The 25,083-nt window shown below is 56.3% G+C and carries 27 protein-coding genes, 1 tRNA gene and 3 pseudogenes; 21 read left to right on the forward strand and 10 right to left on the reverse strand.

All coding sequences use genetic code 11. From position 1 onward, the window contains the following. Window positions 1-128 precede the first annotated feature (128 nt). From benC to catA, 4 genes are all read left to right on the forward strand, one after another. Window positions 129-1,139, forward strand: coding sequence for a benzoate 1,2-dioxygenase electron transfer component BenC (benC, locus tag WG219_05785; GenBank protein ID WXL26973.1), 1,011 nt, complete (start codon window positions 129-131; stop codon window positions 1,137-1,139). 95 nt (window positions 1,140-1,234) lie between these two features. Continuing rightward, the gene (locus tag WG219_05790; protein ID WXL26974.1) at window positions 1,235-2,356 is read left to right on the forward strand and encodes a muconate cycloisomerase family protein; all 1,122 of its coding nucleotides are present in this window, start codon (window positions 1,235-1,237) and stop codon (window positions 2,354-2,356) included. 12 nt (window positions 2,357-2,368) lie between these two features. Continuing rightward, window positions 2,369-2,659: a muconolactone Delta-isomerase gene (gene catC, locus WG219_05795; protein ID WXL26975.1), complete on the forward strand. Its 291-nt coding sequence runs from the start codon at window positions 2,369-2,371 to the stop codon at window positions 2,657-2,659. Window positions 2,660-2,682: 23 nt separating this feature from the next. Beyond that, the gene (gene catA / locus WG219_05800) at window positions 2,683-3,615 is read left to right on the forward strand and encodes a catechol 1,2-dioxygenase (GenBank protein ID WXL26976.1); all 933 of its coding nucleotides are present in this window, start codon (window positions 2,683-2,685) and stop codon (window positions 3,613-3,615) included. A gap of 42 nt (window positions 3,616-3,657) precedes the next feature. On the opposite strand, the gene WG219_05805 is transcribed toward catA, so the two are convergent. From WG219_05805 to araD1, 5 genes are all read right to left on the reverse strand, one after another. Further along, window positions 3,658-4,146: a hypothetical protein gene (locus WG219_05805; GenBank protein ID WXL27948.1), complete on the reverse strand. Its 489-nt coding sequence runs from the start codon at window positions 4,144-4,146 to the stop codon at window positions 3,658-3,660. Window positions 4,147-4,340: 194 nt separating this feature from the next. Then, window positions 4,341-5,924: an aldehyde dehydrogenase (NADP(+)) gene (locus WG219_05810; protein ID WXL26977.1), complete on the reverse strand. Its 1,584-nt coding sequence runs from the start codon at window positions 5,922-5,924 to the stop codon at window positions 4,341-4,343. A 26-nt stretch (window positions 5,925-5,950) separates the two neighbouring features. Then, complete coding sequence (locus WG219_05815; GenBank protein WXL26978.1) at window positions 5,951-7,504, reverse strand: altronate dehydratase family protein; 1,554 nt, start codon at window positions 7,502-7,504, stop codon at window positions 5,951-5,953. Window positions 7,505-7,531: 27 nt separating this feature from the next. After that, the gene (locus WG219_05820) at window positions 7,532-8,851 is read right to left on the reverse strand and encodes an MFS transporter (GenBank protein ID WXL26979.1); all 1,320 of its coding nucleotides are present in this window, start codon (window positions 8,849-8,851) and stop codon (window positions 7,532-7,534) included. Window positions 8,852-8,924: 73 nt separating this feature from the next. After that, window positions 8,925-9,923, reverse strand: a complete 999-nt coding sequence (gene araD1 / locus WG219_05825; GenBank protein WXL26980.1) for an AraD1 family protein — start codon at window positions 9,921-9,923, stop codon at window positions 8,925-8,927. Between the two features lie 106 nt (window positions 9,924-10,029). Between araD1 and WG219_05830 the strand changes: the two genes are divergently transcribed. The 16 genes and pseudogenes from WG219_05830 (at window position 10,030) to WG219_05905 (ending at window position 21,257) form a co-directional block, all read left to right on the forward strand. After that, complete coding sequence (locus WG219_05830; GenBank protein ID WXL26981.1) at window positions 10,030-10,947, forward strand: LysR family transcriptional regulator; 918 nt, start codon at window positions 10,030-10,032, stop codon at window positions 10,945-10,947. A gap of 150 nt (window positions 10,948-11,097) precedes the next feature. Beyond that, the gene (locus WG219_05835; GenBank protein WXL26982.1) at window positions 11,098-11,343 is read left to right on the forward strand and encodes a plasmid stabilization protein; all 246 of its coding nucleotides are present in this window, start codon (window positions 11,098-11,100) and stop codon (window positions 11,341-11,343) included. Next, entirely contained in the window at window positions 11,340-11,759 is a 420-nt protein-coding gene (locus WG219_05840; protein WXL26983.1) for a type II toxin-antitoxin system VapC family toxin, read from the forward strand. The genes WG219_05835 and WG219_05840 overlap by 4 nt, the downstream gene beginning before the upstream one ends. 402 nt (window positions 11,760-12,161) lie before the next feature. Beyond that, window positions 12,162-12,407 (forward strand): hypothetical protein, encoded by a 246-nt coding sequence (locus WG219_05845; GenBank protein ID WXL26984.1) that lies wholly within the window; start codon window positions 12,162-12,164, stop codon window positions 12,405-12,407. 352 nt (window positions 12,408-12,759) lie between these two features. Then, window positions 12,760-13,344: a hypothetical protein gene (locus WG219_05850; protein ID WXL26985.1), complete on the forward strand. Its 585-nt coding sequence runs from the start codon at window positions 12,760-12,762 to the stop codon at window positions 13,342-13,344. A gap of 60 nt (window positions 13,345-13,404) precedes the next feature. Next, window positions 13,405-13,697 (forward strand): annotated as a pseudogene (locus WG219_05855) (type I restriction-modification system subunit M N-terminal domain-containing protein). After that, window positions 13,696-13,995 (forward strand): annotated as a pseudogene (locus WG219_05860) (hypothetical protein). The pseudogenes WG219_05855 and WG219_05860 overlap by 2 nt, the downstream one beginning before the upstream one ends. Next, window positions 13,990-14,550: pseudogene (locus WG219_05865) on the forward strand (tyrosine-type recombinase/integrase). Before WG219_05860 ends, WG219_05865 begins: the two co-directional pseudogenes overlap by 6 nt. Before the next feature lie 55 nt (window positions 14,551-14,605). Next, entirely contained in the window at window positions 14,606-14,884 is a 279-nt protein-coding gene (locus WG219_05870; protein ID WXL26986.1) for a type II toxin-antitoxin system RelE/ParE family toxin, read from the forward strand. 12 nt (window positions 14,885-14,896) lie between these two features. Continuing rightward, complete coding sequence (locus WG219_05875; protein ID WXL26987.1) at window positions 14,897-15,202, forward strand: HigA family addiction module antitoxin; 306 nt, start codon at window positions 14,897-14,899, stop codon at window positions 15,200-15,202. A 309-nt stretch (window positions 15,203-15,511) separates the two neighbouring features. After that, on the forward strand, window positions 15,512-16,867 hold the full coding sequence (locus tag WG219_05880) for a tyrosine-type recombinase/integrase (protein ID WXL26988.1): 1,356 nt from the start codon (window positions 15,512-15,514) through the stop codon (window positions 16,865-16,867). Between the two features lie 10 nt (window positions 16,868-16,877). Further along, a complete protein-coding gene (locus WG219_05885; GenBank protein ID WXL26989.1) occupies window positions 16,878-17,405 on the forward strand; it encodes a hypothetical protein in 528 nt (175 codons plus the stop codon). Window positions 17,406-17,581: 176 nt separating this feature from the next. Beyond that, window positions 17,582-17,854, forward strand: a complete 273-nt coding sequence (locus WG219_05890; protein ID WXL26990.1) for a helix-turn-helix domain-containing protein — start codon at window positions 17,582-17,584, stop codon at window positions 17,852-17,854. Continuing rightward, entirely contained in the window at window positions 17,854-18,333 is a 480-nt protein-coding gene (locus WG219_05895; GenBank protein WXL26991.1) for a hypothetical protein, read from the forward strand. Before WG219_05890 ends, WG219_05895 begins: the two co-directional genes overlap by 1 nt. Then, entirely contained in the window at window positions 18,330-20,747 is a 2,418-nt protein-coding gene (locus WG219_05900; GenBank protein WXL26992.1) for a DUF3987 domain-containing protein, read from the forward strand. Before WG219_05895 ends, WG219_05900 begins: the two co-directional genes overlap by 4 nt. A gap of 213 nt (window positions 20,748-20,960) precedes the next feature. After that, window positions 20,961-21,257, forward strand: coding sequence for a hypothetical protein (locus WG219_05905; GenBank protein WXL26993.1), 297 nt, complete (start codon window positions 20,961-20,963; stop codon window positions 21,255-21,257). Window positions 21,258-21,277: 20 nt separating this feature from the next. On the opposite strand, the gene WG219_05910 is transcribed toward WG219_05905, so the two are convergent. The 3 genes from WG219_05910 to WG219_05920 form a co-directional block, all read right to left on the reverse strand. Then, window positions 21,278-22,036, reverse strand: coding sequence for a hypothetical protein (locus WG219_05910; protein WXL26994.1), 759 nt, complete (start codon window positions 22,034-22,036; stop codon window positions 21,278-21,280). Between the two features lie 34 nt (window positions 22,037-22,070). Further along, the gene (locus tag WG219_05915; GenBank protein ID WXL26995.1) at window positions 22,071-22,367 is read right to left on the reverse strand and encodes a hypothetical protein; all 297 of its coding nucleotides are present in this window, start codon (window positions 22,365-22,367) and stop codon (window positions 22,071-22,073) included. A gap of 397 nt (window positions 22,368-22,764) precedes the next feature. Further along, window positions 22,765-22,841: transfer RNA gene (locus WG219_05920), tRNA-Met, on the reverse strand. A 220-nt stretch (window positions 22,842-23,061) separates the two neighbouring features. Between WG219_05920 and WG219_05925 the strand changes: the two genes are divergently transcribed. After that, window positions 23,062-24,486: an FAD-dependent oxidoreductase gene (locus WG219_05925; protein ID WXL26996.1), complete on the forward strand. Its 1,425-nt coding sequence runs from the start codon at window positions 23,062-23,064 to the stop codon at window positions 24,484-24,486. A gap of 3 nt (window positions 24,487-24,489) precedes the next feature. Here WG219_05925 and WG219_05930 read toward each other — a convergent pair whose 3' ends face one another. Continuing rightward, window positions 24,490-24,789: a DUF2845 domain-containing protein gene (locus tag WG219_05930; GenBank protein ID WXL26997.1), complete on the reverse strand. Its 300-nt coding sequence runs from the start codon at window positions 24,787-24,789 to the stop codon at window positions 24,490-24,492. A 17-nt stretch (window positions 24,790-24,806) separates the two neighbouring features. After that, a complete protein-coding gene (locus tag WG219_05935; protein ID WXL27949.1) occupies window positions 24,807-25,082 on the reverse strand; it encodes a DUF2845 domain-containing protein in 276 nt (91 codons plus the stop codon). Window position 25,083 lies beyond the last annotated feature (1 nt).

Below are 25,083 nucleotides of genomic sequence, written 5' to 3' on the forward strand. Positions count from 1 at the left end.
AACACTGCCTATAAAGCGGATATTACTCACATCCTTCGCAGCCTTAGCCTTGGCTCATACCGTTTGAGCCTGCGGATATTCGCTGTCACGCAGCGCTTCGCAATGTATTAGATGCTGAGGTGCTCCCCATGTACAAAATCGCGCTCAACTTTGAAGACGGCGTAACCCGCTTCATTGATGTCGCTCCTGATGAGACCGTTGCCGATGCTGCCTACCGGCAGGGCATCAATATCCCTATCGACTGCCGTGATGGAGCCTGTGGCACCTGTAAATGTCAGGCCGAGTCGGGCCGTTACGATCTTGGCGATGAGTACATTGAGGAGGCCCTGAGCGAGGATGAAGCTGCACGAGGCTTTGTTCTGGCCTGCCAGATGCGCTTGCAAAGTGATTGTGTCATTCGTGTGCCGGCATCCTCGAAAGTCTGTAATACCTCGAAGTCGAGCTTCGAGGCTCGCATCAGTGCGGTCAAGCAACTTTCAGAAAGCGCCATCGCCCTATCGGTTAAGGGGGAGTCATTAACTAAGCTGGCCTTTCTCCCCGGCCAGTACGTCAACTTACAGGTACCCGGTAGCGATCAGACACGCTCTTACTCATTCAGCTCTCTGCCCAAAGACGGCGAAGTCAGCTTTCTGATTCGCAACGTGCCGGGCGGTCTGATGAGCAGTTACCTCACCGGCCAAGCGGCGCAAGGGGATGTGCTCAACATGGACGGGCCGCTGGGCAGTTTCTACTTGCGCGAGATCAAGCGGCCGCTGCTGATGCTCGCCGGTGGTACAGGGCTAGCGCCATTTACCGCCATGCTAGAACAGATCGAAGAGCAGGCTGCAGAACATCCCGTGCACCTGATTTACGGCGTCAGCCATGACTTCGATCTGGTCGAAGTAGACAAGCTGGAGGCGTTTGCCGCACGTATCCCCAACTTCTCCTACCGCGCCTGCGTATCCAGCCCAGACAGCAGTTACCCGAACAAGGGTTATGTCACTCATCACCTTGATCCGCACTACCTCAATGACGGTGATGTAGACGTTTACCTCTGTGGGCCTCCGCCGATGGTCGAGTCTGTCAGCGCCTACCTGCGCGAGAAGGCGATCACCCCGGCGAACTTCTACTACGAAAAGTTCACGCCGAGTCTGCCTTAAGCCCGGCTCAATCACCTGACTGTACACAGCTTCGGCACCTGTCTCGGCAGGCGTTGGGCTAGCCCCTGTTCGCGCCCAAAACAAGGAAGACCTTTATGAGTAGCGCCGTCATTGAATCTCTGCAGTCGATCATCGTCGACCTGCCCACCATTCGCCCCCATAAGCTGGCCATGCACACCATGCAGCAGCAAACCCTGGTCATCCTGCGGCTGCGCTGCTCAGACGGAATTGAGGGAATAGGGGAGGCCACCACCATCGGCGGTCTGGCCTATGGCAACGAGAGTCCGGAAAGCATCAAGGCCAATCTCGATGCGCATTTTGCCCCGCTGCTGGTCGGCCAGGATGCCAGCAACATCAACGCCTGCATGCAGCGTCTGGAAAAGGCCATCAAAGGCAATACCTTCGCCCGTTCAGCGGTTGAAACCGCGTTGCTTGATGCTCAGGGCAAGCGTATGGCCCTGCCTGTTAGCGAGCTGCTGGGCGGGCGAGTGTGTGACAGCTTGGAGGTCGCCTGGACGTTAGCCTCCGGCGACACAGCGCGGGACATAGCCGAAGCCGAGCAGATGCTGGACTTGCGCCGCCACAGAATCTTTAAACTGAAGATCGGCGCTAACCCGCTGGAGCAGGATCTAAAGCATGTTGTCGCCATCAAAAAGGCGTTGGGCGAGCGTGCCAGTGTTCGTGTTGACGTCAACCAGGGTTGGGACGAATCACAGGCCATTCGTGGCTGTCAGGTGCTGGGCGAGAACGGCATCGACCTGATTGAGCAACCCATTTCGCGGATCAACCGTGGCGGCCAGCAGCGCCTGAATCAGCGCAGCCCGGCGCCGATCATGGCTGATGAGTCCATTGAGAGCGTGGCAGATGCCTTCAGCCTTGCCGCAGACGGTGCTGCGAGCATCTTCGCCTTGAAAATCGCCAAGAACGGCGGACCCCGAGCCGTCTTGCGCACAGCTCATATCGCCGAGGCGGCGGGTATTGCCCTGTATGGCGGCACCATGCTTGAAGGCAGCGTCGGCACCCTGGCTTCCGCCCACGCCTTTATCACCCTGGAAAAGCTGGTGTGGGCGACCGAACTGTTCGGCCCGCTGCTGCTGACCGAAGAAATCGTCACCACCCCACCTGTGTACCGCGACTTCCACTTGCACATCCCCCGCACCCCCGGCCTTGGCCTGGAGCTCGACGAAGAGCGCCTGAAGCGCTTCGCCCGCCAGTAAAGGAGAACACCGATGCTCTTTCACGTGAAGATGATTGTGCAGCTGCCCCCGGACATGGACCCGGCCAAAGCCGCGCAGCTTAAAGCCGATGAAAAACAACTCGCCCAGCGCCTCCAGCGAGAGGGCAAGTGGCGCCACTTGTGGCGCATCGCCGGGCAGTACGCCAACTACAGCGTGTTTGACCTCGCCAGTGTCGAGGAGCTGCACGACACCCTCATGCAACTGCCGCTGTTCCCCTACATGCAGATAAGCATCGATGGCCTATGCCGCCATCCCTCCTCAATCCACACCGATGACCGTTGATGGCCCATGCAGAGGTAACACCTATGACACTCAAAATTTCCGATCGTGAAGACATCAAACAGTTTTTCAAAAAAGCGGCTGGTTACGACAGCGAGCAAGGTAATCCACGCGTTAAAGCGCTCATCCACCGCATCCTGATGGCGACCGTAACTATCATCGAAGACCTGGAAGTGACCGATGATGAATTCTGGAAAGCTGTCGATTACCTCAACCGCATGGGGGCCAGTCAGGAGACCGGGCTGCTGGTAGCAGGGCTGGGGCTGGAGCATTTTCTTGATCTACTGCAGGACGCCCGTGATGAGCAGGCGGGTCAAACCGGCGGAACGCCTCGCACAATCGAAGGGCCACTGTATGTGGCGGGCGCCCCGATCACACACGGCCATGCGCGCATGGACGACGGCAGCGAGGCGGGCGTCGCTACTCCCATGTTGCTTCAAGGCCAGGTCGTCGACCTCAATGGCAAGCCTATTTCAGGCGCCACGGTGGACGTGTGGCATGCCAACACCAAGGGGCTGTATTCCTTCTTTGATCAAAGCCAGTCTGAATACAACCTGCGTCGCCGCATCCTGACGGACGCAGACGGCCGCTATAGCGCTCACAGCATCTTGCCCAGCGGCTACGGCTGCCCGCCAGCGGGGACCACTCAGGAGGTGCTCAACCAATTGGGCCGCCACGGTCAGCGTCCGGCCCACATCCACTTCTTTATTTCCGCACCGGGCCACCGCCACCTGACTACTCAGATCAACCTTTCGGGCGATGAGTATCTATGGGATGACTTTGCTTACGCCACCCGCGACGGGCTGATCGGCGAGGTTGAGTTCTCTGAAGGGGACAGCAAGTCTGGGATTGAAGGGCGTCACGCCACAATCAACTTTAATTTCCAGCTACAGCCTGCTGGCAGTGGTGAGGACGAAGCGCGCAGCCATCGTCCCCGCGCCCTGCAAGAGGCTGTCTAAGCCGAGCTAACACCCTGCCATTTGAGGCAGGGTGTTACACCGTCAATACGCGCAAGGCCCACGGGTACGCTTGGCGTTGGGTTTGAGTTTTACGATCAGCTGCACATTGGGCTCATCGCCAACCGTACGGCTGATATGGCCGACCCGATCATCCCCCGGCCGGGCCTTGGCACTGGCATCAGCATTGAACTGCATCTCGCCGGGGCCTTGCGTCAGCACCGTGCCGTCGGTTGTTTCCACCGACCATTTACCCTTGAGCGTGATCACCCACTGCGGGCCGGGCGCGTGATGCCAATCGCCTACATAACCGGGCGGTAAAACCGCATAGGCAAGGCTCTCCACCTCATCCGGCGAAACACCAATCCACTGCGGCGCAGCAGGTGGGGCGTAGCTCTTGAAGTCCAGCCCCTCAATGCTGCACCGGCTGACATGAGTCGCTCCGGTGTCATCCGCCCATACTGTGGCGTAATTGATGGCGGGCTGGTCGGGTTGTTGGGTTGAGTGAACCTCGGCGTTGGCGTGGGTCGCCATACCTGCACAGGCCAATAATGTGGCTGCCATAAATGAGCGTACCCTGCGTGGCTGTATCGTCTTTTCCGTCTGACGCTGCATGAGCGACTCCTTGCTGAAAGCATGGTGGGATGAGAGTAATCGGGCGTTTTCTAAGTCGGGATACCCCTATGGTCAGCAACCAAACCATGGACGCAAAGGAGCAGGCCTATGCGTTAGTCGATGGCCTTGCGGGTAAACTCCCCATCGACCAGACGCAACAGCCCCAGCGGGTTGCTGTTCTGTAAGGCCGCAGGCAGCAGGTCATCCGCGAAGTTTTGGAAACATACAGGGCGTAGGAAACGATCAATGGCTAGCGTGCCGACCGACGTGCCACGCGCATCCGATGTGGCAGGGTAGGGGCCTCCGTGGACCATGGCATCGCTGACTTCCACACCTGTCGGGTAACCGTTGATGAGGAGGCGTCCGGCCTTGTCCTGCAAGTCTTCGAGTAACCAGTTCCAGTTGATTAGCTCTTCTGCTTCCCCCATCACAGTGGCGGTTAATTGGCCGCGCAGGGCAGAGCAGGCGGCGGCCAGTTGCTGTTCATCTTCCACTTCAATCAGGACTGTTGCAGGGCCAAAAATTTCCTCTTGTAGCAACTCATCGCCGTTGAGCAGCAAGCTGATATCCGCTTGAAAGAGCTGTGGTTGGGCTTGATCCGGCCCCTGTGGTGCTCCGGCCAGGTGGTGAATACCGGGATGGTTGAACAACTGCTGAAGCCCTTTGCGGTAATTGGCCAGCGTGCCGTGATTGAGCATGGTCTGTGTGGGTTGATCGGATATCTGCCGTTTGAACTGGTCAATAAATTCGCTAAAAGCTGTGGAGCGCAACCCGATAACCAGGCCGGGTTTGGTGCAGAACTGGCCACACCCCAGTGTGACTGATGCACTTAATTCGCGGGCAATGAGTTCCCCGCGAACCCTGATGGTTTCGGGTAAAACGAATACCGGGTTGATGCTGGACATCTCGGCGAAGACCGGGATCGGTTGCGGCCTAGACGCCGCCAGACGACTCAGGGCGTTGCCGCCTTTGAGCGAGCCGGTAAAACCCACGGCCTGAATCGCCGGATGTTTCACTAGCCACTCACCCACGCCGCCACCATAAATCATGTTGAAGACCCCTCTCGGCATACCGCTGCGTGTTGCGGCCCGGAGAATGGCATCGGCGACCCATTCAGCCGTGGCCATGTGGCCTGTGTGAGCCTTGAATACCACTGGGCAGCCTGCTGCTAGGGCTGATGCTGTATCACCACCGGCTGTGGAGAACGCCAGAGGGAAGTTACTGGCGCCGAATACCGCAACTGGGCCAATACCAATTCGGTACTGACGCAGATCGGCTCTTGGCAGCGGCTGCCTGTCTGGTTGCGCGCGGTCGATGCGGGCAGCGTAAAAATCACCGCGACGCAGTACGTTGGCGAATAGACGCATCTGGTTGCTGGTGCGGCTGCGCTCGCCTTGGATGCGCCCGGCGGGTAGGGCGGTTTCCCGGCAGACGGTGGCGATGAATGCTTCCCCCAAGTCGTCCAGTTCATCTGCGATGGCATCAAGAAACTCGGCTCGGCGCCCAGCGGGTAGGCTGCGGTAAATCGGGAACGCGGCGGCAGCGGCTTTGGCGGCGGCATCCACTTCGGCCTCGGTGGCCTGAGCGAACACTCCTGGCAGCGCTTGACCGGTACTGGCATCAAGGCTTTGCAGGTGCACATTACCCAGCGCCGAACGCTGCCCGCCAATATAGTTGTGACCGAGGATTCGGCTCATCTGAAGCTCCAAAGGTTGATTAATGATCAGGTAATGGCACCGATCTGCCACGGCACGAACTCGTTCTGGCCATAGCCATGCTGCTCGCTTTTGCTGCGTTGCCCGGATGCGATGTCCAGCATCAGCCGATAAATGTGTTCACCGCGTTCCTCGATGGTCATGCTGCCGTCGGCAATGCCGCCACAGTTCACGTCCATGTCTTCTTCCTGGGTTTGCCAGAGACGGGTGTTGGTCGCTAGCTTGATCGAGGGTGACGGCGCACAGCCGTAAGCGGAGCCACGTCCGGTGGTAAAGGCGATCAGATTGGCCCCTCCGGCGACCTGACCGGTAGCGGAAATCGGGTCGTAGCCGGGCGTGTCCATAAACACCAAACCATGGGCGCGTACCGGCTCGGCGTATTGATAGACATCGACCAAGTCGCTGGAGCCTGCCTTAGCCACGGCGCCGAGGGACTTCTCAAGAATGGTGGTCAGGCCGCCCGCTTTGTTACCGGCAGAAGGGTTGTTGTTCAGCTCGGCACCCATGCGTTGGCAGTAGGACTCCCACCAGCGGATGCGCTCGATTAGTTTTTCTCCCACCTGTTGGCTGACGGCGCGGCGCGTCAGCAGATGCTCGGCACCATAAACTTCCGGTGTCTCGGAGAGAATGGCGGTACCTCCAGCCGCCACCAAACGGTCCACGGCATTACCCAGTGCCGGGTTTGCTGTGATGCCGGAGAAACCGTCCGAGCCGCCGCATTGCAGGCCGACGGTGAGGTGGCGAACACTGACGGGCTCGCGCTCGACCTGATTGGCCTCTGCCAGCAGGGTTTTAACCTGGGTGATTCCGCTGGCGATGGTTTTTGAGGTGCCGCCGCTGCCTTGAATGGTAAACGTGCGCAGGTTGTGGCTGCTTTGCAGGCCTTGCGCCGCAAGAAGTTCGGGGATCTGGTTGGTCTCGCAACCCAGGCCGATCATCAGCACGGAATGGAAGTTGGCATGTACCGCATAACCTCCCAGGGTGCGGCGCAGCATTGCTAGCGCCTCGCCGTTGGGGTCCACCGCACAGCCGGTGCCGTGGGTCAGGGCCACTACACCGTCGACATTGGGGTAGTCGGCCAGGACCTCGGGGTGAATATCCCGGCGAAAGTAATCAGCAATGGCACGGGCTACGGTGGCGGAGCAGTTCACCGAGGTCAGAATGCCGATGTAGTTGCGGGTCGCCACTCGGCCATCCGCCCGGACGATTCCCATAAAGCTGTCAGTTGCCGTTGGGTGAGTGCCTTTGGCATCTACTCCAAAGGCATAGTCACGACTGAAGTCGCCCATGCTCAGGTTGTGCACGTGCACATGCTGGCCGACTCCGATGGCTTGGCTGGCAAAGCCGATTATCTGGCCATAACGGCGCAGGGCTTCACCCGCGGCAATGTTCCGTGTGGCGACTTTGTGCCCGGCCGGGATGGCCTCACGGACTTGGAACCCCTCTGGCAGTTGCAGCCCAGGGGGCAGCGCCTGGCGGGCGATTAGCACGTCGTCCAACGGGTTGAGGCGGATCGCGGCTAACGCCACGTTTTCACCGCCAGTCTTAGTGATCAGTTGCATGCTGTTTACCTCTTAAAACAGCGGGGCTCAGGCCAGCCCACGCTCGCGATAGTCGATCAGGCTGGAGAACAACATCAGGCCGAAGGCCATCACCACGAAGAAGATCAGTGCCAGAAAATAGGAGGCGGTGAACTGCACGATCAGGCCGATCAGAATCGGCACGATGACACCCACCATGTTTCCGCAGAAGTTCATGCCGCCGCCGAGCACACCCGCTTTGGACTTGCCGCCAAGGGTTGCAGGCAGGAACCAGTACATCCCGCACCAGCGAATAAAGAACAGCGCCACGCACAGCAGCGTGATGGTCAGGGTGGTGTTGGAGGCATAGGCCACCAACAGGATGCACACCGCGGCCATCGCAGAAGACCCGGCAAACATGCTGCGCATCACCGTATTGGGTTGACCGCCATTGCTACGCCATTTATCAGCGATCCAACCCCCGACCAACTCGCCGATAAACCCGCACATGAAGATCAGAAAGGTCGCACCGCCCATGGCCTTGATATCGAAGCCTTGGGTCTGGTGCAGGTAACTCGGCATCCAGGTCAGCAGGCCGTAGAACACGCTGTTGTAGCAGGCGTAACCGGCGAACATGCATAGCACGGAGCGGCTTTTCAGCAGCTCTTTGAGGACGGCTTTGCGGTTACTCCTGGAGTCGCTTGCCGCCTGATTGGCATCGGTGATGTAGGTCAGCTCGGCTTCATTCACCTGAGGGTGTTCGCTGGGATGGTTGCGGATATACCACCAAGCCCAGATACCTACCGCGACTGTACCAATGCCGGAGATTATGAAAGCCATACGCCAGGAGTCGAACCAAGTAATCAGCCCGGTCACTATGATGGCTCCCAGCGCCGTACCTAGTGGCGCGCCGCCGTCCACCAGGGTGGCACCACGGCCGCGTTCGTTCGGGGTCAGCCAAGATCCATTGAGCTTGGCCCCCGCGGGCATGATCGGCGATTCAGCAACGCCCAGGCCTATGCGCGTTATCAGCAGAGTGATCCAGTTGTGCGCTGCCCCGCCTAACGCCTGAAACGCGCCCCAACTGACGGTAGCCACACCGACGATATGCCGTACGGGCAAGCGATCCAGCAGCATGCCGCTGGGGATTTGCATCAACGCGTACGACCAGAAGAAGGCACTGAGCATCAGGCCTTCAAGCGCAGGTGTTAGCTGAAACTCGCTGGAGATCAGCGGCATTGCGACCGACAGTGATGCGCGGTCAATGTAGTTGATTGCAGCCAACAGCAGCAGGATCAGGAAAATCCGCCATCGCACTGCGCTGGGCTTTGTCGTCGCGGAGGCAGGCACGGTGGATGAAAGGGCAGCGGTATAGGAACTGTTGTTCATGCTCATCTCACTCTTATGATTGTTATGACGCGACGGTGCATTTAGGTGGGCTGCTTGCGGTGTTGAATCAGGATTAGAGAGGTCTTACCGAGCCTGGCTTGAGCGGCGCTTTGGCCCGCCCTACGCTGTTGCGCAGTGGGGCGCCGAACTCTGGTATCTCGATCTCGAATAGGTCACCTTCGACCGTCTTGAACTGGTCAGCAAACGACAGCGTGGCGGTGCCGAAGAAGTGGATATGTACATCACCAGGGCGCAGAAACTGGCTGTACTTGAAATGGTGGAACTCCAGGTTTTCCAGGGAGTGACACATATTGTCCTCACCGCTGAGGAAGGGCTTTTCCCACACCACTGTTTCGTCCCGGCGAATTCGGCTGACACCTTCAAGGTGACGAGGCAGATCGCCAACAAGCAGTTCAGGACCATATGAGCAGTTACGCAGTTTGGAGTGGGCCAGGTACAGGTAGTTGCGGCGTTCCATCAGGTGATCGGAAAACTCATTACCGATCGCGAAACCGAGGCGATAGGGCCGACCCTCTGGGCCGATTACATACAGGCCTGCCAGTTCAGGCTCTTCGCCTGCATCTTCCGCAAATACTGGACTGCTCAATGCTTGTCCGGGACGGACCACACAGCTGCCGTCGCCTTTGTAAAACCACTCAGGCTGAGCGCCTGCTGTACCCGGCGCAGGGCGGCCACCTTCTACACCCCACAGAAACATCTGCGCGGTATCTGTGAGTGGCGCCGTGTCCTCGGTGTTGTGCTGATGCATCTTGTTACGGGTAGAGGCGCTTCCATTATGAGTCAGACCTGTACCGCTGACCAAACAATGGGCTGGGTCCTCATGATCCAGCGGTGGTAGGATGCGTCCTTCAGCCAGTGTGTGGGGATAACTTTCAGTACGGGTGTCCAGCCCGCGAGCTTGAATCTCGTTTTTCAAGTCTCGCTGGTTGCTAACGGCCGCCAGAGCCAGTTCGCGCGTATAGGTGGTGTTGAGGACAGGGTAAAGCAGGTTGTTTTCAACCACCGCCACGCCACGTTGAGCGTTTGCGGTTTCGAACTGGATGAGGCGCATGCTGTCTCCGGGTTGGGCTCATGGAATCGACTTAAGGCACTTTAAAATTCCCCTTTGCCGCTGCCTAATGAGACCTCATACCCTCGCGATAACTTTTGGTGATCCCTTGCTGCCTTCTCTCACCTCTATGGTTTCTCGCCTGCGCCTACGCCAGTTGCAACTGCTGATCAGCCTCGATGAGCTGGGTTCGATCCATAAGGCCGCTGATGCGATGTCCATCACCCAGCCGGGCGCGACCAAAGCCCTGAGTGAGATTGAATCTGCCCTCGGTGCTGTGCTCTTTGTTCGTACCAGTAAAGGGTTAGAGGCCAACGATTTAGGGCGTTGTGTAGTGCGCTATGCGCGCTTGATCAGCACGGACATGGCACACTTGCGCGAAGAAATGCTCAGCATCCTGCAAGGCCACGGCGGGCGCCTATCCGTGGGGACCATCATGGGAGCTGTGCCGATGCTGGTGGACGCCTTGGCGCGGCTGCGGCAGGAACAGCCAGATTTGTCTGTGAGCGTGGTCGAAGACACTAGCGCACGGTTACTCAACTTGCTGGACCAGGGGCGGCTGGATTTGGTCATCTGCCGGACGAGTGTCAGCCGCAGGCCCGATGCCTACGACAGCCGTGGCAACCACCAAGAAGAACTCATACTGGTCGCTAATCCCGGTCACCCGCTTGCAGGCAGTGAAACCCTGGAGTTACGGCAGTTGGTGTCATCACGCTGGATTGTCTTTCCGGTGAACATGCCTCTGCGCCTGACGCTGGAGCGTGAATTTCGCGAGGCTGGCCTGAGCTTCCCGCAGTACCCCATCCAAACCTCTTCAACCTTCACCACCCTGGCCATGCTTCTTCAGGACACAAATCTGGTCGCCCTGATGCCGTGGGATGTCGCTCGGGTGCCCGTCGAGCAAGGGATGCTCATCCAACTCCCGCTACATATCCGGTCCCGTAGCGAGCCCTACGAAATCGTCACCCGCAGAGGCGTTGAGCTCAGCAACATGACGCATGCGCTGATTGAGATATTGATGGGCTAGGGCATTTGTCGCCGGATCATTTGGAGTCAGCACTGCGTTTATCGCCTTTGGCTCAGAGTGGGCATTTGTAGTTCGTCAGTCTGTAAGAGAGTAGCTTTGCGTATTGTGTATACTGCAATCAATGATTTCACTGATTGCTTTGGAGGATTTATGGCGAGCATCACTATTCGGAATCTCGATGATGACCTTAAAGCTCAACTGCGCATTGCAGCTGCCAATCATGGTCGCTCTATGGAAGAAGAGGTGCGTGTGATTTTGCGCAGCGTTTTGACTAAGCCGAACCAAGAGAGTGGTTTGGGAAGTCGTATCAATGCACGTTTTGCTGCATTGGGCGGTGTTGATCTGGAAATTCCAGCACGTACGGATAAGGCCCGGGCCGCGAGTTTTGACGAATGATTTTATTGGATACAAACGTCCTTTCTGAACTTATGCGGGCAAAGCCTGAACCTGCGGTGCTCGATTGGATCAATGCTCAGCCTGTGAGTGAGTTGTTTATCAGTTCGATCAGTGTTGCTGAGGTGCTGTATGGAATCGCCCGGATGCCTGAAGGTAAACGCAAACAGGGCTTTTTCAATATGGCTAAGTTGATGTTCGATCAGGACTTTGCCGGACGGATCGTTTCATTCGATGCGGATGCTGCGGTTTATTACGCGAGCTTGGCAGCAGATAGTGAGGCAAAAGGGAAGGTGGTCGGAATGGCTGACGGACAAATAGCGGCGATTGCTGCTTTGCATGATGCGCGAGTTGCTACGCGCAATGTCCGTCACTTCGACTATTTAGGTGTTCAGGTGGTAAACCCCTGGAACACATAAGACCCGGTAGACAGGCTGTAGTCACTTTGTAGTCACCGGGACAAATAAAAAAGGCTTACCTTTAGGTACGCAATCATTTGAACTCGATTTGTAACTCGCTGTATTAGCAATATTTTTCACGATCAAATATCAGAATGTATACATCCTGGCATACAAGGTACCGGCTGCTTGGGCTGTACCTGAGTCTTTTGACAGGTTGTTTTTGAGTAGCTGTAACGGCGCTATAAAAACGACAAATGGTATTTCCGCCGCTCAGATGCAAGGCAGTGGGCCGGATAGGTCAGTCCATCCGAGCGTAGAACTCGGCGCAGATCTTGCCGTCACACAGCAGGGCGTATCCTTCAACTTCCTGCAGCTGCTGGTAAAAACGCAGCCAGGCATCCTGCAGGTGTCCGAAGGGCAGTGCAGCTCACCGCTGAACCAGTTCGCAACTACCCACTCCGGGTAGCCGGGAAAGAAGTCGTCGAAGGCCGCCTGTGTGTCGTCCTCACAAGTGGCATTGATCGCCATCAGATACAGGTGATCCTGCTCAATCCGGCATTGAGTGGTATAGCCTCGCCAACACCACTTACCCATATCAGCAAAGCGGCCGGCGTTGTTAGTCGCACTGGTTTGCCTTGGACCATTCATGACCCGGAAGCTGCCTAATGGCAGGCTGGTCAGCGCCATCGTGGCGCCTGCATATTTCAAGCTGTCAGTCAGTTGAGCGTCATTCGCAACTCCTTTTATCCATAAAGCTACAAATCACATCAACCGCTGTTAGTTCAAACCACAGTCGGGAATGACAAGTACTCAACGCATTGATAACCAGTTTTGCCTGCAGGTTAATCCGCGATAGCTGCTAGTGATGGCGTTTCGTACCAATGGCATCCCTAACGCTTGTCGTAATGTTACGTTTGCAGAGGAAAACCATTAGCTTGTAGAAGCCCTTTTTATCGGATTAATCCACTCAATACTCATATATGGATAATGACTTTTGAGCAGCGGCTACCTCCCTCCTGTGAAATTGACCCTCAAAACCGGCACTGAGCCATTCACTGCTGGAGGTCAGCCTGTCGGTCGTGATCTTCAGTCATTCTGGCGCTGGGCCTTCTCGGATGTCCTAAACAATGCGTTACGCGGCGTGCTGGCTGAATACATCGTGGCCAGCGCGCTGGATTGCAATCATGGGGTGAGAACCCAGTGGGATGCCTACGACCTGAAGACGGCATCAGGCATCCGGATAGAAGTGAAGTCCGCTGCCTATTTGCAGTCGTGGGGGCAGAAGGGACTGTCAGCCATTCAGTTTTCCATTGCCCCGGCAGCAGTTTGGGATGCACTGACTCAAAAACGCTCACCAACCAAGGTTCGTGCTGCGCAGGTCTACGTGTTCTGTGTGCTCACCAGTCAGGATAAAGAAGCCGTCAATCCTCTGAATTTGGATCAGTGGGATTTTTATTGCCTGAGCGCCAGTAGCCTGAATGAGCAGGTCGGTGCGCAGCGTCAGATCAGCCTTAAGCGCCTGGAAAGCCTGGGCGCACGGAGGGTCGGCTACTTGGCGCTGGCCGCAACGGTGCAGTCGCTGGCAAACCAAAATCAGTGCTAATAAAGCCGCGAGGGCCTGGCGGGGAAAACTCGGGCTTTTATTGATACTCCGGAGCCTCGCGTGAATACGGATAACCATTCCCAGACTGCCGTTTTTTTATGGTCTATCACAGATTTACTGCGTGCTGACTTCAAACAGTCGCAGTATGGCCGGATCATTCTACCGTTCACCCTGCGCGCCGTATGGAGTGTGTACTGACACCGACTAATAAGGTGGTAATCAGTGTGGGCTACGCCCAGCAGGGCCGCCCAGACAACCAGCGAGAGATGATCATGCTGCGCCGCGCCTCGGGGCAGCAGTTCTTCAGTGCCCCTAAGCTCACCTTAGAAACCCTGTCTGATACGCAAACCTCAATTCGCCAGCGACTCGTTTGATCTGCAAATCGGCATCACTATCGATACGCGCTCTTATGCAGCTTTTGCCGGGCATTTAGAAGGCCTGTGGCGTTAGGGTTTGGGGCAGTTCAAGTTGCTGGCCCGCCCTGGGTGCTTCGAGCCGATTTGGACCATGATGCGTGACGATGTGATGGTCGATCTGCCGGTTGATTCTCTGTTGGGTGAAACTGAGTACAAGCGCTATTACAAGACGTCTCGCGGCTTCTCCGGCAAAAACGTGGAACAGTTCTTGGGAGACTTCGTAAGCCTGCTGGCCAATATTCGTCAGATCAAAACCGACCAGACCGAGCTGACATTTCTGACGTTGGAGCAGATCAACCGGCTGCTGGAAGAGTGTAAGCAGTCAAGCAACAACCACACTTACCCTGTGGCACTGATTTGTCTGGCTACTGGTGCGCGTTGGGATGAAGCAGAGAGCCTGACCCGATCAGCCCTATATGCCGGTAAGGTGCATTTTCACCGAACCAAGAACCGCCAATCTCGTTCGGTCCCGATTCCAAAGGAGGTCGAGGAAGAGGCGCTGAAAGTTGCGATGCCTGGAACAGGCCGTTTGCTTATGTCCTGCCGGGCTGCCTTCCGAGGGGCATATGAACGCTGTGGCTTCAATACACCTGGGCAACTGACCCACATCCTGCGGCACACCTTTGCCAGTCATTACATGATGGGGGGAGGGGACATCCTCGGTTTGCAGCGGATTCTCGGGCATTCATCTATCACTATGACCATGCGCTATGCGCACTTGTCGCCAGACCATCTTGAATCAGCATTACGTTTGTCGCCCCAACAGCAGAGTGGGCACTTGCTCTCTTGAATAACTGTCTGCTTGGTGTAGGATGTTTTTAACGCTTAACGTTAAGGATTAAAGCGTGATCATTAACTTCAAATGCCCAGAGACTCAGGCTCTGTTTGAAACAGGCGATTCTCGGCGGTGGCGAAGTTTTCTGAATGTCGCAACACGCAAGCTGGCCATGTTGCATGCTGCGACGGAGTTAAGGGACTTACGTTCGCCACCGGGTAACCGGCTTGAGGCGTTACAGGGCAACCGTGCTGGCCAATACAGCATCAGGATCAATGATCAGTTTCGTATCTGTTTCGAGTGGACAGAAAGCGGGCCGATTAATGTTGAGATAGTCGATTACCACTAAGGAGGCCATGCCATGACAACTAACGGGATGCGCCCTATTCATCCAGGGGAGATCCTCCGCGAGGAATACCTGGAACCGCTGAGTATAACTCCGGCTGCACTGGCCCGAGCACTGCATGTGTCCGCTCCGACCGTGAATGAGATCGTGCGTGAACGCCGTGGTGTAACTGCGGATATGGCTATCAGGTTGGGGCGTTACTTTGATACGTCAGCGCAATTCTGGATGAACTTACAGCGTGATTATTCACTGGCTGTAGCGCTGGCTGAAAGCTGGCAGGAAATTGAGCAGGATGTGGAACCATTACGCGCCTTCGGATGAGGGCGTGGTCTGGATGTAGTCTGTTTGTAGTCTGCTCGGGCAATAAAAAAGGGCTTACCTTTCGGTAAACCCTTGTTTTATTTGGTGGCTACGCAGGGACTTGAACCCCGGACCCCAGCATTATGAATGCTAGGGTCCGGCAATGCCCTGGCATTTATGATCTTTTATAAGCCTATACATAATAAGGCTTTCAGCCTATCCTCTACCTTGCTGGCTATCACCAAATTCGATCAATTTTGATAGCCCGTGCTAGCCCGGTGATAGCCCGTCGCTAGCCCAATCAATCCTCTGCGATTCTGAGGAGCGGGCATGGTAAAGCTGAGATTCACCAAAACGGCACTGATGGCGGTCGCTCTGCCCGAGGCGGGCAAGCGAGTTGCCGTCTATGACACCGACACCCCAAAGCTCGCCATGCGTATTACCGCAGCAGGTAGCCGCACCTTTTACGTAGTGAAGCGTGCAGGCGCTTCAATGGCATGGGTGAAGCTGGGCACCTTCCCTGAGATGACTGTCGAGCAGGCACGCGGCGAGGCGCAAAAGATCCTTGCCGAGTTCGCCACCGGAGCCAATCCAGCCGCAGCGCGTCGCGCCATTCGAGAGGAGCCGACTTTTTCCGAGGTGTTTGATAAGTTCCTCACCGGCAAGAAAAAGCGTGACGGCACCCCTTTGGCTGAGTCCACCAAGCAGGGTTACCGGGTAGTGCTGCGTGATTACTTAGCGCCTATCAAATCGAAAAAACTTTCCCACATCACGCGCGGCGAAGTGAAGGCGATCCACAGCAAGACCACAAAGATAAGCGCATCCCAGGCTGACCGCGCCCTTGCCGTTGTTTCCTCGGTTTTCAACTTCGCAGCCGACTTGGAGATATTCACCGGCACCAGCCCGACCAGTCGCATTCAGAAGAACCCTGCACCGTCGCGTGACCGCTTTGCTCAAGGAGTTGAACTGCCATACCTGTTCGCCGCAATTGCCGAGTCGAGCTTGCGCGACTTCTTTATGCTGGCGCTGCTGACCGGCGCGCGCCGCGCCAACGTTCAGTCGATGGCCTGGCGTGACATAGATCTAGAGGCCCGTGTCTGGCGTATCGGCATGACCAAGAACGGCACACCGCAGAATGTCACGCTATCGCCTGAAGCCGTGGCAGCTCTGGAAGCCCGCAAGAATACGACAGTCACATCACAGTTCGTTTTCCCAGGCGAGGGTAAGACGGGCCACCTAGTCGAGCCGAAAAAGGCATGGGCTGCCATTCTGCTGCGCGCCAGCTTGCGCCGCTTACTCGATAACTTGGAGCTTGCTGGCAAGCTGACTGCCGAGGAGCGAAAGCAGGCTGGCTATGAGGTGATGACCGCCCCTGCAGCCGCAGCAAAGCGCTATCGAGCCATCGCCGCCGCGCTGGGAATTGACCCGGCAACCTACGACATGACCGACCTACGCATTCACGACTTGCGCCGCACGCTGGGCAGTTGGCAGGCCAAGACAGGCGCCTCGATGGCGATCATTGGAAAGAGCCTCAACCACAAGACCCACCAGGCAACGGCGATCTATGCTCGTCTGGATCTTGATCCAGTGCGGCAGTCCGTCAACACCGCGACGCAAGCCATGCTGGATGCGGCCGGCCTAAAAGGCTCGGCCACGATTATTCAAGGCGACTTCAAGCGAGCATAGGAGACAGGCAGTGAGCACAGCAAACGCAGCGGAATCGGTAGATAAGCAGCTAGAAAAGGCGCATGACAAAATTGAAAAGCTAGAACACGCCCTAGCCGTTGAGCAAGAGCACAACGGGTCGCTCTTGGAGGTCTATCTTGGCCATCTGTTTGAAGAACAAATCCGCGCCACAGATGCAGCGTCTTTTACGCAGAGAGCCAAGGGAAATGACACAACGAGCCTAGATGCAGTTGCGAATGCATGGCGCAGGGCAAACGAAATGCTGCACGAGACTGTTGTAAACGAGTTCCCAAAGGCACAACAGATACTGGCCACTATAGAGAGCTCAGATATTCCTCCGCAGTCTTCTCACTTGCTGCTGATAGGCCTCTTGCTCAAGCTTCTGGAAATTGATCGCGGTAGCAGTAGCGGTTTGCAAAACGAAATCATCGAAAAGGCTGAGGGCCTGCGATTGAGCGTGGTAGGCATAAGCAAAAGCAATATCCAGAAGATGCTCGCGGCCGCCAATAAACAGTGGCAGATTCATAACGACATTTGAAAATTTCATTGCGATCGCAACCTTCCACGCTTTCATCGCAACATCATCGCAGTTCCGTGATTCACTAAATTTTTTGCAGCACTGTGGTCTCGTCGCCTGATGGATTGTTCTTCATCGGCAGCTACGGGGCTAACACACCTGGCCCCGTCACTCTCAACGAGCAAGGGGCTACCTCAATGGACACCACTCACGCAGCAAACATCGAAGTCATCAAGGCCGAGATCCTGGCGCAGTTGAACTTCGACCCCAAACACCCACCAATACATGTCAACGACAAGACGGCAGCAGTCGTGCTTGGCGTTCAGGCAAACACATTAGCGTGCTGGCGCACGGCGGGACGTTACTCACTGCCTTACCTGAAAATTGGAAGGAAAGTGCAGTATCGACTTAATGATCTTGCCGAATTCCTTGCTCGCCGCACCACCTCGTACACAGGGGAGGCCAAGTAATGGACGACTCCCAACTGTTCGACGGCACTGCATTCTACTGGCTGGAAAATGACCCAGCAGCGCATCGGATAAGCCCCGTAGTTTTCCTAGATCGCCTGCCGCCCTGCGCATGCGGCACACCCTCCGACGACGCACTGCTACGTTTCATTTTTGCGCTGCTTGACGGCGGTTTCGCTGGGGTGCGCGAGCTGAAAGGAAACGAGCCCTGCACATCAACAAGCTTTGTACTGACCGACTCAGATCAGACGAATCCCTGGCCACTCAGGCTATGGATTGACCTAGGTAGCATCGAGGGATTAGCAGTCATGGCTTTGCTGCATGAGATCAAAAACGGCACAACCCGATCAGACCGCGACCTGGCAGCGCATGCAATCCATGTCGTTCAAATAGCGTATGCAAATGCCGGCCGAGGAGAGGAGTTCCACTCTGCAGCGCAGCGAGTTTTACAGATGCGCCGCCAAGAGGAGGGGGCGCAATGAGCCAGCCACTCGACGGGACTCAGCAGCAGGCGACGGCGCCAAGGTTCGACTACAGCCAAGTGCCCGAAGCAATGAAGCGCTTGCCACGCTGGATCGGTTTCACCGCCGCAAAGGTGCCTGTGGACCCAACTAAAGGCATTGGAATCAATCATACCGACACAACCCGGCATAAAACCTTTGAGGCAGCGCACGACGGCTATCTTGCCGGCCGCTGCTTCGCCTTGGGCTTCAGCATCGTGGAGGATGACTGCATCTGCTGCGTTGACTTGGACAAGGTGCGCGGCAACCCTGAGCGCGAGCAGCGTGCAGCCGAAATCCTGCAAAAAATGCCCGGCTGGGTTGAACGCAGTATGAGCGACACAGGCCTGCACATCTGGGGCTATGGCTCGGGCAAGTTTTTCAAAACGGTAGATGGCCTTGAGTTCTACACCAGCAAGCGCGCCATACTGATTACCGGCAAGGTAATGCCACAGTCGAAGGCTGCAGGTTTGGTTGATCTGCACGCTGGTAGCCAATGGTTAGCGGCGACCTTCAACTGCAAAGCGGCACCAACGGCACAGCAATTCGGCCAACTGGGACCACTCCCACCCCATTTGCACCTAGTCGGCTCAACCGAGTTGAACGTCGAGGCCGCTGGCGTCCTGACTGCCGGCAGCAGCGATGAACCAGAACGAATCCGCAGCGCCCTTGCCGTGCTGCCTGCCGATGACTATGACGCATGGTGGCAGACGGGGCTGGCCCTTTACCGATCCACGCTTGAACCTCAACAGGCTTACACAATCTGGCTGGATTGGTCGGCAACCAGCACCGAGAAATTCAGCGAACAGGTTTGCCAGGATAAATGGGCCAGCTTCGCGACCTCAGGCCAACCAGCGTCAGCAATCACACTAGGCACAATATTTCACCGCGCCAAACAGTCCGGTTGGACAGATGCCGCCCATGCTGCGCACCCATGGCGCACCCCGGATACCCTGCTTACTGAGCCACAGCCTGCGCCCTATCCAACAGCGAGCTTGCCAACGCTAATGCGTGAGGCAGTTAAAGCCATTGCTTTCCACGTTGCCGCGCCCGAAGCCCTGGCCGCGCAGTGCGTAATAGCGGCAGCGGCATACCTGGCTCAAACGCGGGTCAACGCGCCGCATATTCATTACCCCGATGGCATGCCTTGTTCGCTCTATCAGATGGCGCTGGCCGACTCTGGCGACCGTAAGAGCGCGTGCTACCGTCTGGCCTTCAAGCCGCTGATGGAAGCAGAGCGACAGGAGCGCGACCGGTACGCCGCTATCGAGGCAGAGCACAACCTCCGGGCAAGCCTGCTGAAAGGCAAAGCCCTGCAGGATTTTGAGAACAACAACCGGCTGCCAGCCAACCCGCGCACCATGTACACCGATTCAACCTTTGAGAAAATCGCCAAGGACTTTGTGGCAGGTATGCCGTCCGCATCCTGGGCAACCGATGAAGGTGGCAGGGTGCTAGGCGGTCACAGCATGCAGGCTGAAACTCGGGCGGCTACCCTGGGTGGACTGGTCAAGCTGTACGACGATGGAACGGTGGAACGCGACCGAGCCGGAGAGAGTGGCGGCATTGCCTATGATCGCCGATTCACCATGCACTTGATGGCTCAGGCCGTGACCGTCAGGGATGCGCTTAATGACCCGCTGCTGCAGGGGCAAGGCTTCCTGCCGCGCTTCTTGTTGACCTCGGCACCTTCGCTTGCCGGCACCCGATTTATCAGCGCCGAGACGCTGCAAAACTCGGCCTATAGAAATCCCGCCATCCAGCGTTACTGGCAGCGCGTAAAGGAGATTGCTGCAACGCCCCGATACGTTGCCGAGATGGGCGCAGTTCGCCCGCCCGTGATTGCACTGGCGGCGGACGCGCTGAACGTCTGGCTGGATTTTTACAACAGGGTAGAAGCTGAGCAGAGCCGGGGCGGTGAATATGCCGGCCCCATCAAACCCTTTGCCAGCCGTGGCGGCGAAAATGCCCGCAGGGTTGCGGCAGTCTTTGCCCTGTTTATTGGCGAGCAGGAGATAAGCGGCCCAACCATGACTGCTGCCTGTGAAGTAGTCGAGCACTCGCTGGGCGAGTGGGCGCGCTGGCTGGGCGGCAGTGGTGCGGAAACCCGAGACAACAGGGACGCACTCGATTTGCTGGCCTGGCTCAAAGCAAAGGGGCTTGAATCACTTCATCGCGACAAGCTGGGCACCAGCGGCCCCGTTCGCGGTAGAGCCAAACAGCGTGACAAGTTGTTGGGTATCCTTCTTGAAGCAGGCTGGATGCGCAGTGCGGACGGGCGGAATTTTGAAGTTAATCCACACCCCCTTGCAGATTGTGCAGAAAGTGCTGAAAGGCCCATTACACCGGGGGCAAGCAGTGCAGACCCCGTGCAGATCACTGCAGAGAAAGGCTAGCGCATGCAGACCTTCGCCAAGCCCAGTCAACAATCTGCACGCTTCTGCAATCAGTCTGCAGCCCGAGGTCCAGCAGTTACGGGGATTTCAGCGGAATCTGCACGGTCTGCAGTAGTCGGCAGGCATTCAACGCTCAGGCCTGGATGTGGCCACAAACTCAAGCGCTACCTGTAACCACCACCTGCAAATAATGATTTTGGAAGGAGCAAAGCCGTGTCTGCATACACCTCAAGACTGCTAAAGCAGATAGCCGCTCAGCACATGCAACAAAAACCAGCACCCAGCCAGGCAGAGACGTTCAGGGAAAAACACGATGCTTGGTTTGCCAGCCTGCCCCCGGCATCCAAGCACCGGCACTGGTCAATAGACGAGATAGCCAGTGCATTGCAGATCGCGTCCCGCGAACTGAGCCAGACCCTGCTGGACGCAGGCTGGCTGCGCAAACGAGTATGGTTTGAAAGGAGCAAGGGGCAGGGGCGGTATCTGAGGGTTTGGCTTCCACCAAAATAGTTCAGATATTTGTCGAGGGTTCAAACACTTTTGAGTTTCATTTTAGCAAATTTTATTGCATCTATTCTTTTGGAAAAGTAATGGTTGAGAAACCTATATTTTCCGCCCTCAAATATTATTCCATACCTTTCCATTACCTTCTGATCGGGATCTAAACCGCAATCCGGATATCCACAAATTTCTAAATCAAACCTTATTGTTCTTCCGCAGTAGCAGCAAGTTTTCATTTCTATGGGCGCGTTGCGGCGTGCTGCGGGGGCTGGATGCAAATTATCTTGCATGTCGTCATAAATTTCCTTGGCAAGGCCTGTAAGAGGTTTTTTATCATCCCTCGCTGAGTCTGATGCCAAAGACACCCTAGTGCCTGCAGGAAGGCGTTTGAGTAAGGCTGCATCCGAGTCATTTTGACTGTGGGCAAAGTAGTTTTTAGAAGTTGAATCAGGATAACCACTTAAAACGCCATCTTGAACTATACTTTCGGCAACTTGACGTGATGCTTTTCTTACTTCCGGATCAAACGGTATAGTAAATTCATAGATGTCTAAGAATCTTATAATGCCGTTAGCAAGTAAGAATTTAAATTCTGGATGCGGCGAGTGAAACGTCCAGTTCACCAAGGAAGTAAGCCACGCATCCTCAAGTCTAAAATATTGATTCTTGATCAAGCTGGATGCGAAGATTGATATTTGACCGTTATCCCCTGGATTCATTTTAGTAGCGTCAAACCACTTTCCGGCAATCTTAGCAAAAGTGGTTTTTTCTTTAATCCATCCAAGCATCTAATCGCTCCATATTAAAAATTTAGTGTGGGATTCAGACGGAAATTTCTATCTGGCGGACATGCCAATTCTGAAAATCTAGCTCAGCCTTGCCTACGCCAGCTTTTCTCAGCCATTTGGCACACGAGTCAATCGAGCGCCATTCATCATCTCTATCCTCTTGGGGGAAAAGCTCGGCCTGATCAGGTATCGACACCCCTATGCGCTCGCAATGCTGACGAATCAGCACCTCGACCAGATTGGCAATGCTTCGATGCTCTTGGGCTGCCGCGATCCGTGCAGCCTCTTTCAATACCGGATCAATGCGCAGATTCAGTGTTGCCGTTTTCATTGAAAGCCTCGTTACACGATGTAATCACAATGTAACGCAGTTTGCGTTATCGGCAAGTGGTTTCCCCGGAGTGATTTCGTAAGCAGACAAGCGGACAGATTGATACAGCCGAAAAATTTTCTTGGTGAATTGTGCGAGCAAGGGATAAGGGATGCCCCTGAATTGCAATGGCCCCCCAGCGCCCTGCAGGGCTGGGGAATGATTCTTTGAGGCTAGGGCTGAGCCGTATAGGCCTTGATGAATTAGCGCGAGACTTGGCTGCTTAGCGTTGAGATGGCGCGTGATGCGCCGGGAGGAGGGGTTGCAGATATTCGGCTAGATTTCTCGGCAGTGCTAGCCCGGTGATAGCCCGCTAAAACAAAAAAGGGCTTACCTTTCGGTAAACCCTTGTTTTGTTTGGTGGCTACGCAGGGACTTGAACCCCGGACCCCAGCATTATGAATGCTATGCTCTAACCAACTGAGCTACGTAGCCGAGTGGCGCGCATTTTCCTTATCTGGAGGGGGGCTGTCAACAGTCTTTTGCGATTTTTTTTACGGCTAATCAATTGCTTAGCAAATCAGGGGTTGGAAGCTGCGGCCAGCCAGCCTCTATCAACCTCTGTTACCGCTAAAGGATTCCATCCGGGCCCGGACGTAAGACTGGGCAGTGGTCCTTTATTAAATTGGTTCCAAACCCTTATGGAGCCATCACTATGCTAGCCCCCACTGTCAGCCTCTGGATGGATCAGGCCGAGCACTTGCGTGTAGCGCGTAAGAGGGTGGAAGGGCCTCATGATGTGGATGTGGCGATTATTGGTGCAGGTTATACGGGGCTGTGGACGGCTTGGTACCTGAAGCAGCATTCGCCTGCGCTGAATATTGCGATTTTCGAGGCGCGGCATGTTGGCTATGGTGCGTCGGGGCGCAATGGCGGCTGGTTGTTGGGGCGGATTCTCGGAGAGGAGAAGATGCTGGCAGGCTGGTCAGAACCTGAGCGTAGTGCCTTGATGACGGAGCTGAAGGGCATTCCGGACAGGGTGGCGCAGGTGCTGGTGCAGGAGGGCATCGACTGTGGCTACCGCAAGGGCGGTGTGTTGACCTGTGCGGCTCGCTACCCTGAGCAGCAACAATGGCTGCTGGACGATTTAAAGGCTCTTTATGCTCACGGACACAGTGAGGAGGATTACCGCCTGCTCAGCGCCCACGAGTTGAGCCAGCAGCTGCGCATGCATCAGGTATACGGCGCGATTTATTCACCGCATTGCGCGACGATTCACCCAGCCAAGCTGGCCCTGGGGCTGGCGGCCAGTCTTGAGCGTAAGGGCGTGCGTATCTTTGAGAACAGCCGGGTCGAGGCGTGGGGCAAGGGCGTTCTGACGGTTGCCGGGCATCCGGTTTCGGCACGGTGGGTCGTGCCGTGTGTGGAGGGTTATGCGGCTGAAAGTAAAGCGCTGCGTCCCTATCAGTTGACGGTGCAAAGTCTGCAGATTGCCACTGAGCCACTCAGCGCGTCGCAGTGGGATGAAATCGGTCTGTATAACGGCCAGGCGGCCCATGAGTGCAGTCGGCAGGTCACGTATTTTCATCGCAGTGCTGATGATCGCTTGGTGTTTGGCGCCCGGGGCAGTTATCGCTTTGGCGGCAAGTTGCGGGAGCAATTTCAGTTAACTGAGGCTGAGCTGAGTTTTCGTCGCAACTTGATGTTGGAGCTATTTCCGCAGCTGGCGAAAACCCCGATCAGCCATGGCTGGGGCGGCAATCTGGGGATGACCCGGAATTTCCGCCCCTACATGCTCTGTGATGAGGCCAGTGGCGTGGCTTGTGCCGGTGGTTACGGTGGCGAGGGTGTTGGTGCCAGCTACCTGGCTGGGCGCACGCTGGCTGATTTGATCCTTAAACGCGATACGTTAATCAGCCGCGCTCCCTGGGTTGTGCGTAATCAGAGCTTGCGTAAGGCATTGCGCAGCTGGGAGCCGGAGCCTTTTCGTTGGCTGGGTTATAGCGCGGTGATCGCGGCATTCAGTTATGAGGATGCAGTATTGGCTGATCCGCGTAGCTCGGCGTTGCGGCGCAAACTCAGTAGCGCCGCAGCCGTGGGCATCAGCCGGTTGATGTCGCCGGAGTTCAAGGTGGGCTGAGGGTCAGTTGCCGCGCTTGCTGCTGATCTTGCTCAGGCGGCCGCCTTCGAATTGCAGGAAGTGGTACATGCCGTTACGCGGGCCATACGTCCATTCTTCCACTTTAACTTCGGTCCGAAAGCCATACTCGTCACTGATTTCCTTGTAGCCCACGTGGTCTTGGCTGACTGGTTCGCCGCATTGATTAAAGACTTTGGCCGTTGAGTCGCCAAGGCTCACCAAGCCGCTGTTGCAGCGAAAAGTCGATGATGCCTGTGCGGCCAACGGCAGGCAAAGCAACAGGGTGCAGAGCAGGCGTTTCATGTTCAGTTCTCCAACTGCTAGCGGCTGCGTTTGCGTTCGATGTTGCGCAGCCGTGATCCTTCAAAGGTGAGGATGGTGAGCATGCCGTTATCCGGGCCGTACACCCACTCTTCAATGGGCGATTCGCGTCTATCGTAATTGCCGAGGGTGTAGCCGACCACATCACGGTAAGCCGGCTTTCCGCATTTTTTCTCGACTTCAAAACGGCGGTCGCCGACGCTGATCAACTGGCTGCCACAGCGCAAGGTGTCGGCCTGCGCCGATGTTGCGCTGGCGGCGGCCAGCAGCAACATC

It is taken from the genome of Pseudomonas mendocina, from assembly GCA_037482215.1.
Lineage (GTDB): Bacteria > Pseudomonadota > Gammaproteobacteria > Pseudomonadales > Pseudomonadaceae > Aquipseudomonas > Aquipseudomonas mendocina_E.

Coding starts and splice junctions, on each gene's coding strand:
- WG219_05935 (WXL27949.1), bottom strand. CDS start 25,082: ATGTTGCTGCTGGCCGCCGCCAGCGCAACATCGGCGCAGGCCGACACC.
- WG219_05840 (WXL26983.1), top strand. CDS start 11,340: ATGATTTTATTGGATACAAACGTCCTTTCTGAACTTATGCGGGCAAAG.
- araD1 (WXL26980.1), bottom strand. CDS start 9,923: ATGCGCCTCATCCAGTTCGAAACCGCAAACGCTCAACGTGGCGTGGCG.
- WG219_05890 (WXL26990.1), top strand. CDS start 17,582: ATGGACACCACTCACGCAGCAAACATCGAAGTCATCAAGGCCGAGATC.
- WG219_05900 (WXL26992.1), top strand. CDS start 18,330: ATGAGCCAGCCACTCGACGGGACTCAGCAGCAGGCGACGGCGCCAAGG.
- WG219_05835 (WXL26982.1), top strand. CDS start 11,098: ATGGCGAGCATCACTATTCGGAATCTCGATGATGACCTTAAAGCTCAA.
- WG219_05910 (WXL26994.1), bottom strand. CDS start 22,036: ATGCTTGGATGGATTAAAGAAAAAACCACTTTTGCTAAGATTGCCGGA.
- WG219_05790 (WXL26974.1), top strand. CDS start 1,235: ATGAGTAGCGCCGTCATTGAATCTCTGCAGTCGATCATCGTCGACCTG.
- WG219_05815 (WXL26978.1), bottom strand. CDS start 7,504: ATGCAACTGATCACTAAGACTGGCGGTGAAAACGTGGCGTTAGCCGCG.
- catC (WXL26975.1), top strand. CDS start 2,369: ATGCTCTTTCACGTGAAGATGATTGTGCAGCTGCCCCCGGACATGGAC.
- WG219_05930 (WXL26997.1), bottom strand. CDS start 24,789: ATGAAACGCCTGCTCTGCACCCTGTTGCTTTGCCTGCCGTTGGCCGCA.
- catA (WXL26976.1), top strand. CDS start 2,683: ATGACACTCAAAATTTCCGATCGTGAAGACATCAAACAGTTTTTCAAA.
- WG219_05820 (WXL26979.1), bottom strand. CDS start 8,851: ATGAACAACAGTTCCTATACCGCTGCCCTTTCATCCACCGTGCCTGCC.
- WG219_05925 (WXL26996.1), top strand. CDS start 23,062: ATGCTAGCCCCCACTGTCAGCCTCTGGATGGATCAGGCCGAGCACTTG.
- WG219_05805 (WXL27948.1), bottom strand. CDS start 4,146: ATGGCGACCCACGCCAACGCCGAGGTTCACTCAACCCAACAACCCGAC.
- WG219_05810 (WXL26977.1), bottom strand. CDS start 5,924: ATGAGCCGAATCCTCGGTCACAACTATATTGGCGGGCAGCGTTCGGCG.
- benC (WXL26973.1), top strand. CDS start 129: ATGTACAAAATCGCGCTCAACTTTGAAGACGGCGTAACCCGCTTCATT.
- WG219_05915 (WXL26995.1), bottom strand. CDS start 22,367: ATGAAAACGGCAACACTGAATCTGCGCATTGATCCGGTATTGAAAGAG.
- WG219_05895 (WXL26991.1), top strand. CDS start 17,854: ATGGACGACTCCCAACTGTTCGACGGCACTGCATTCTACTGGCTGGAA.
- WG219_05880 (WXL26988.1), top strand. CDS start 15,512: ATGGTAAAGCTGAGATTCACCAAAACGGCACTGATGGCGGTCGCTCTG.
- WG219_05875 (WXL26987.1), top strand. CDS start 14,897: ATGACAACTAACGGGATGCGCCCTATTCATCCAGGGGAGATCCTCCGC.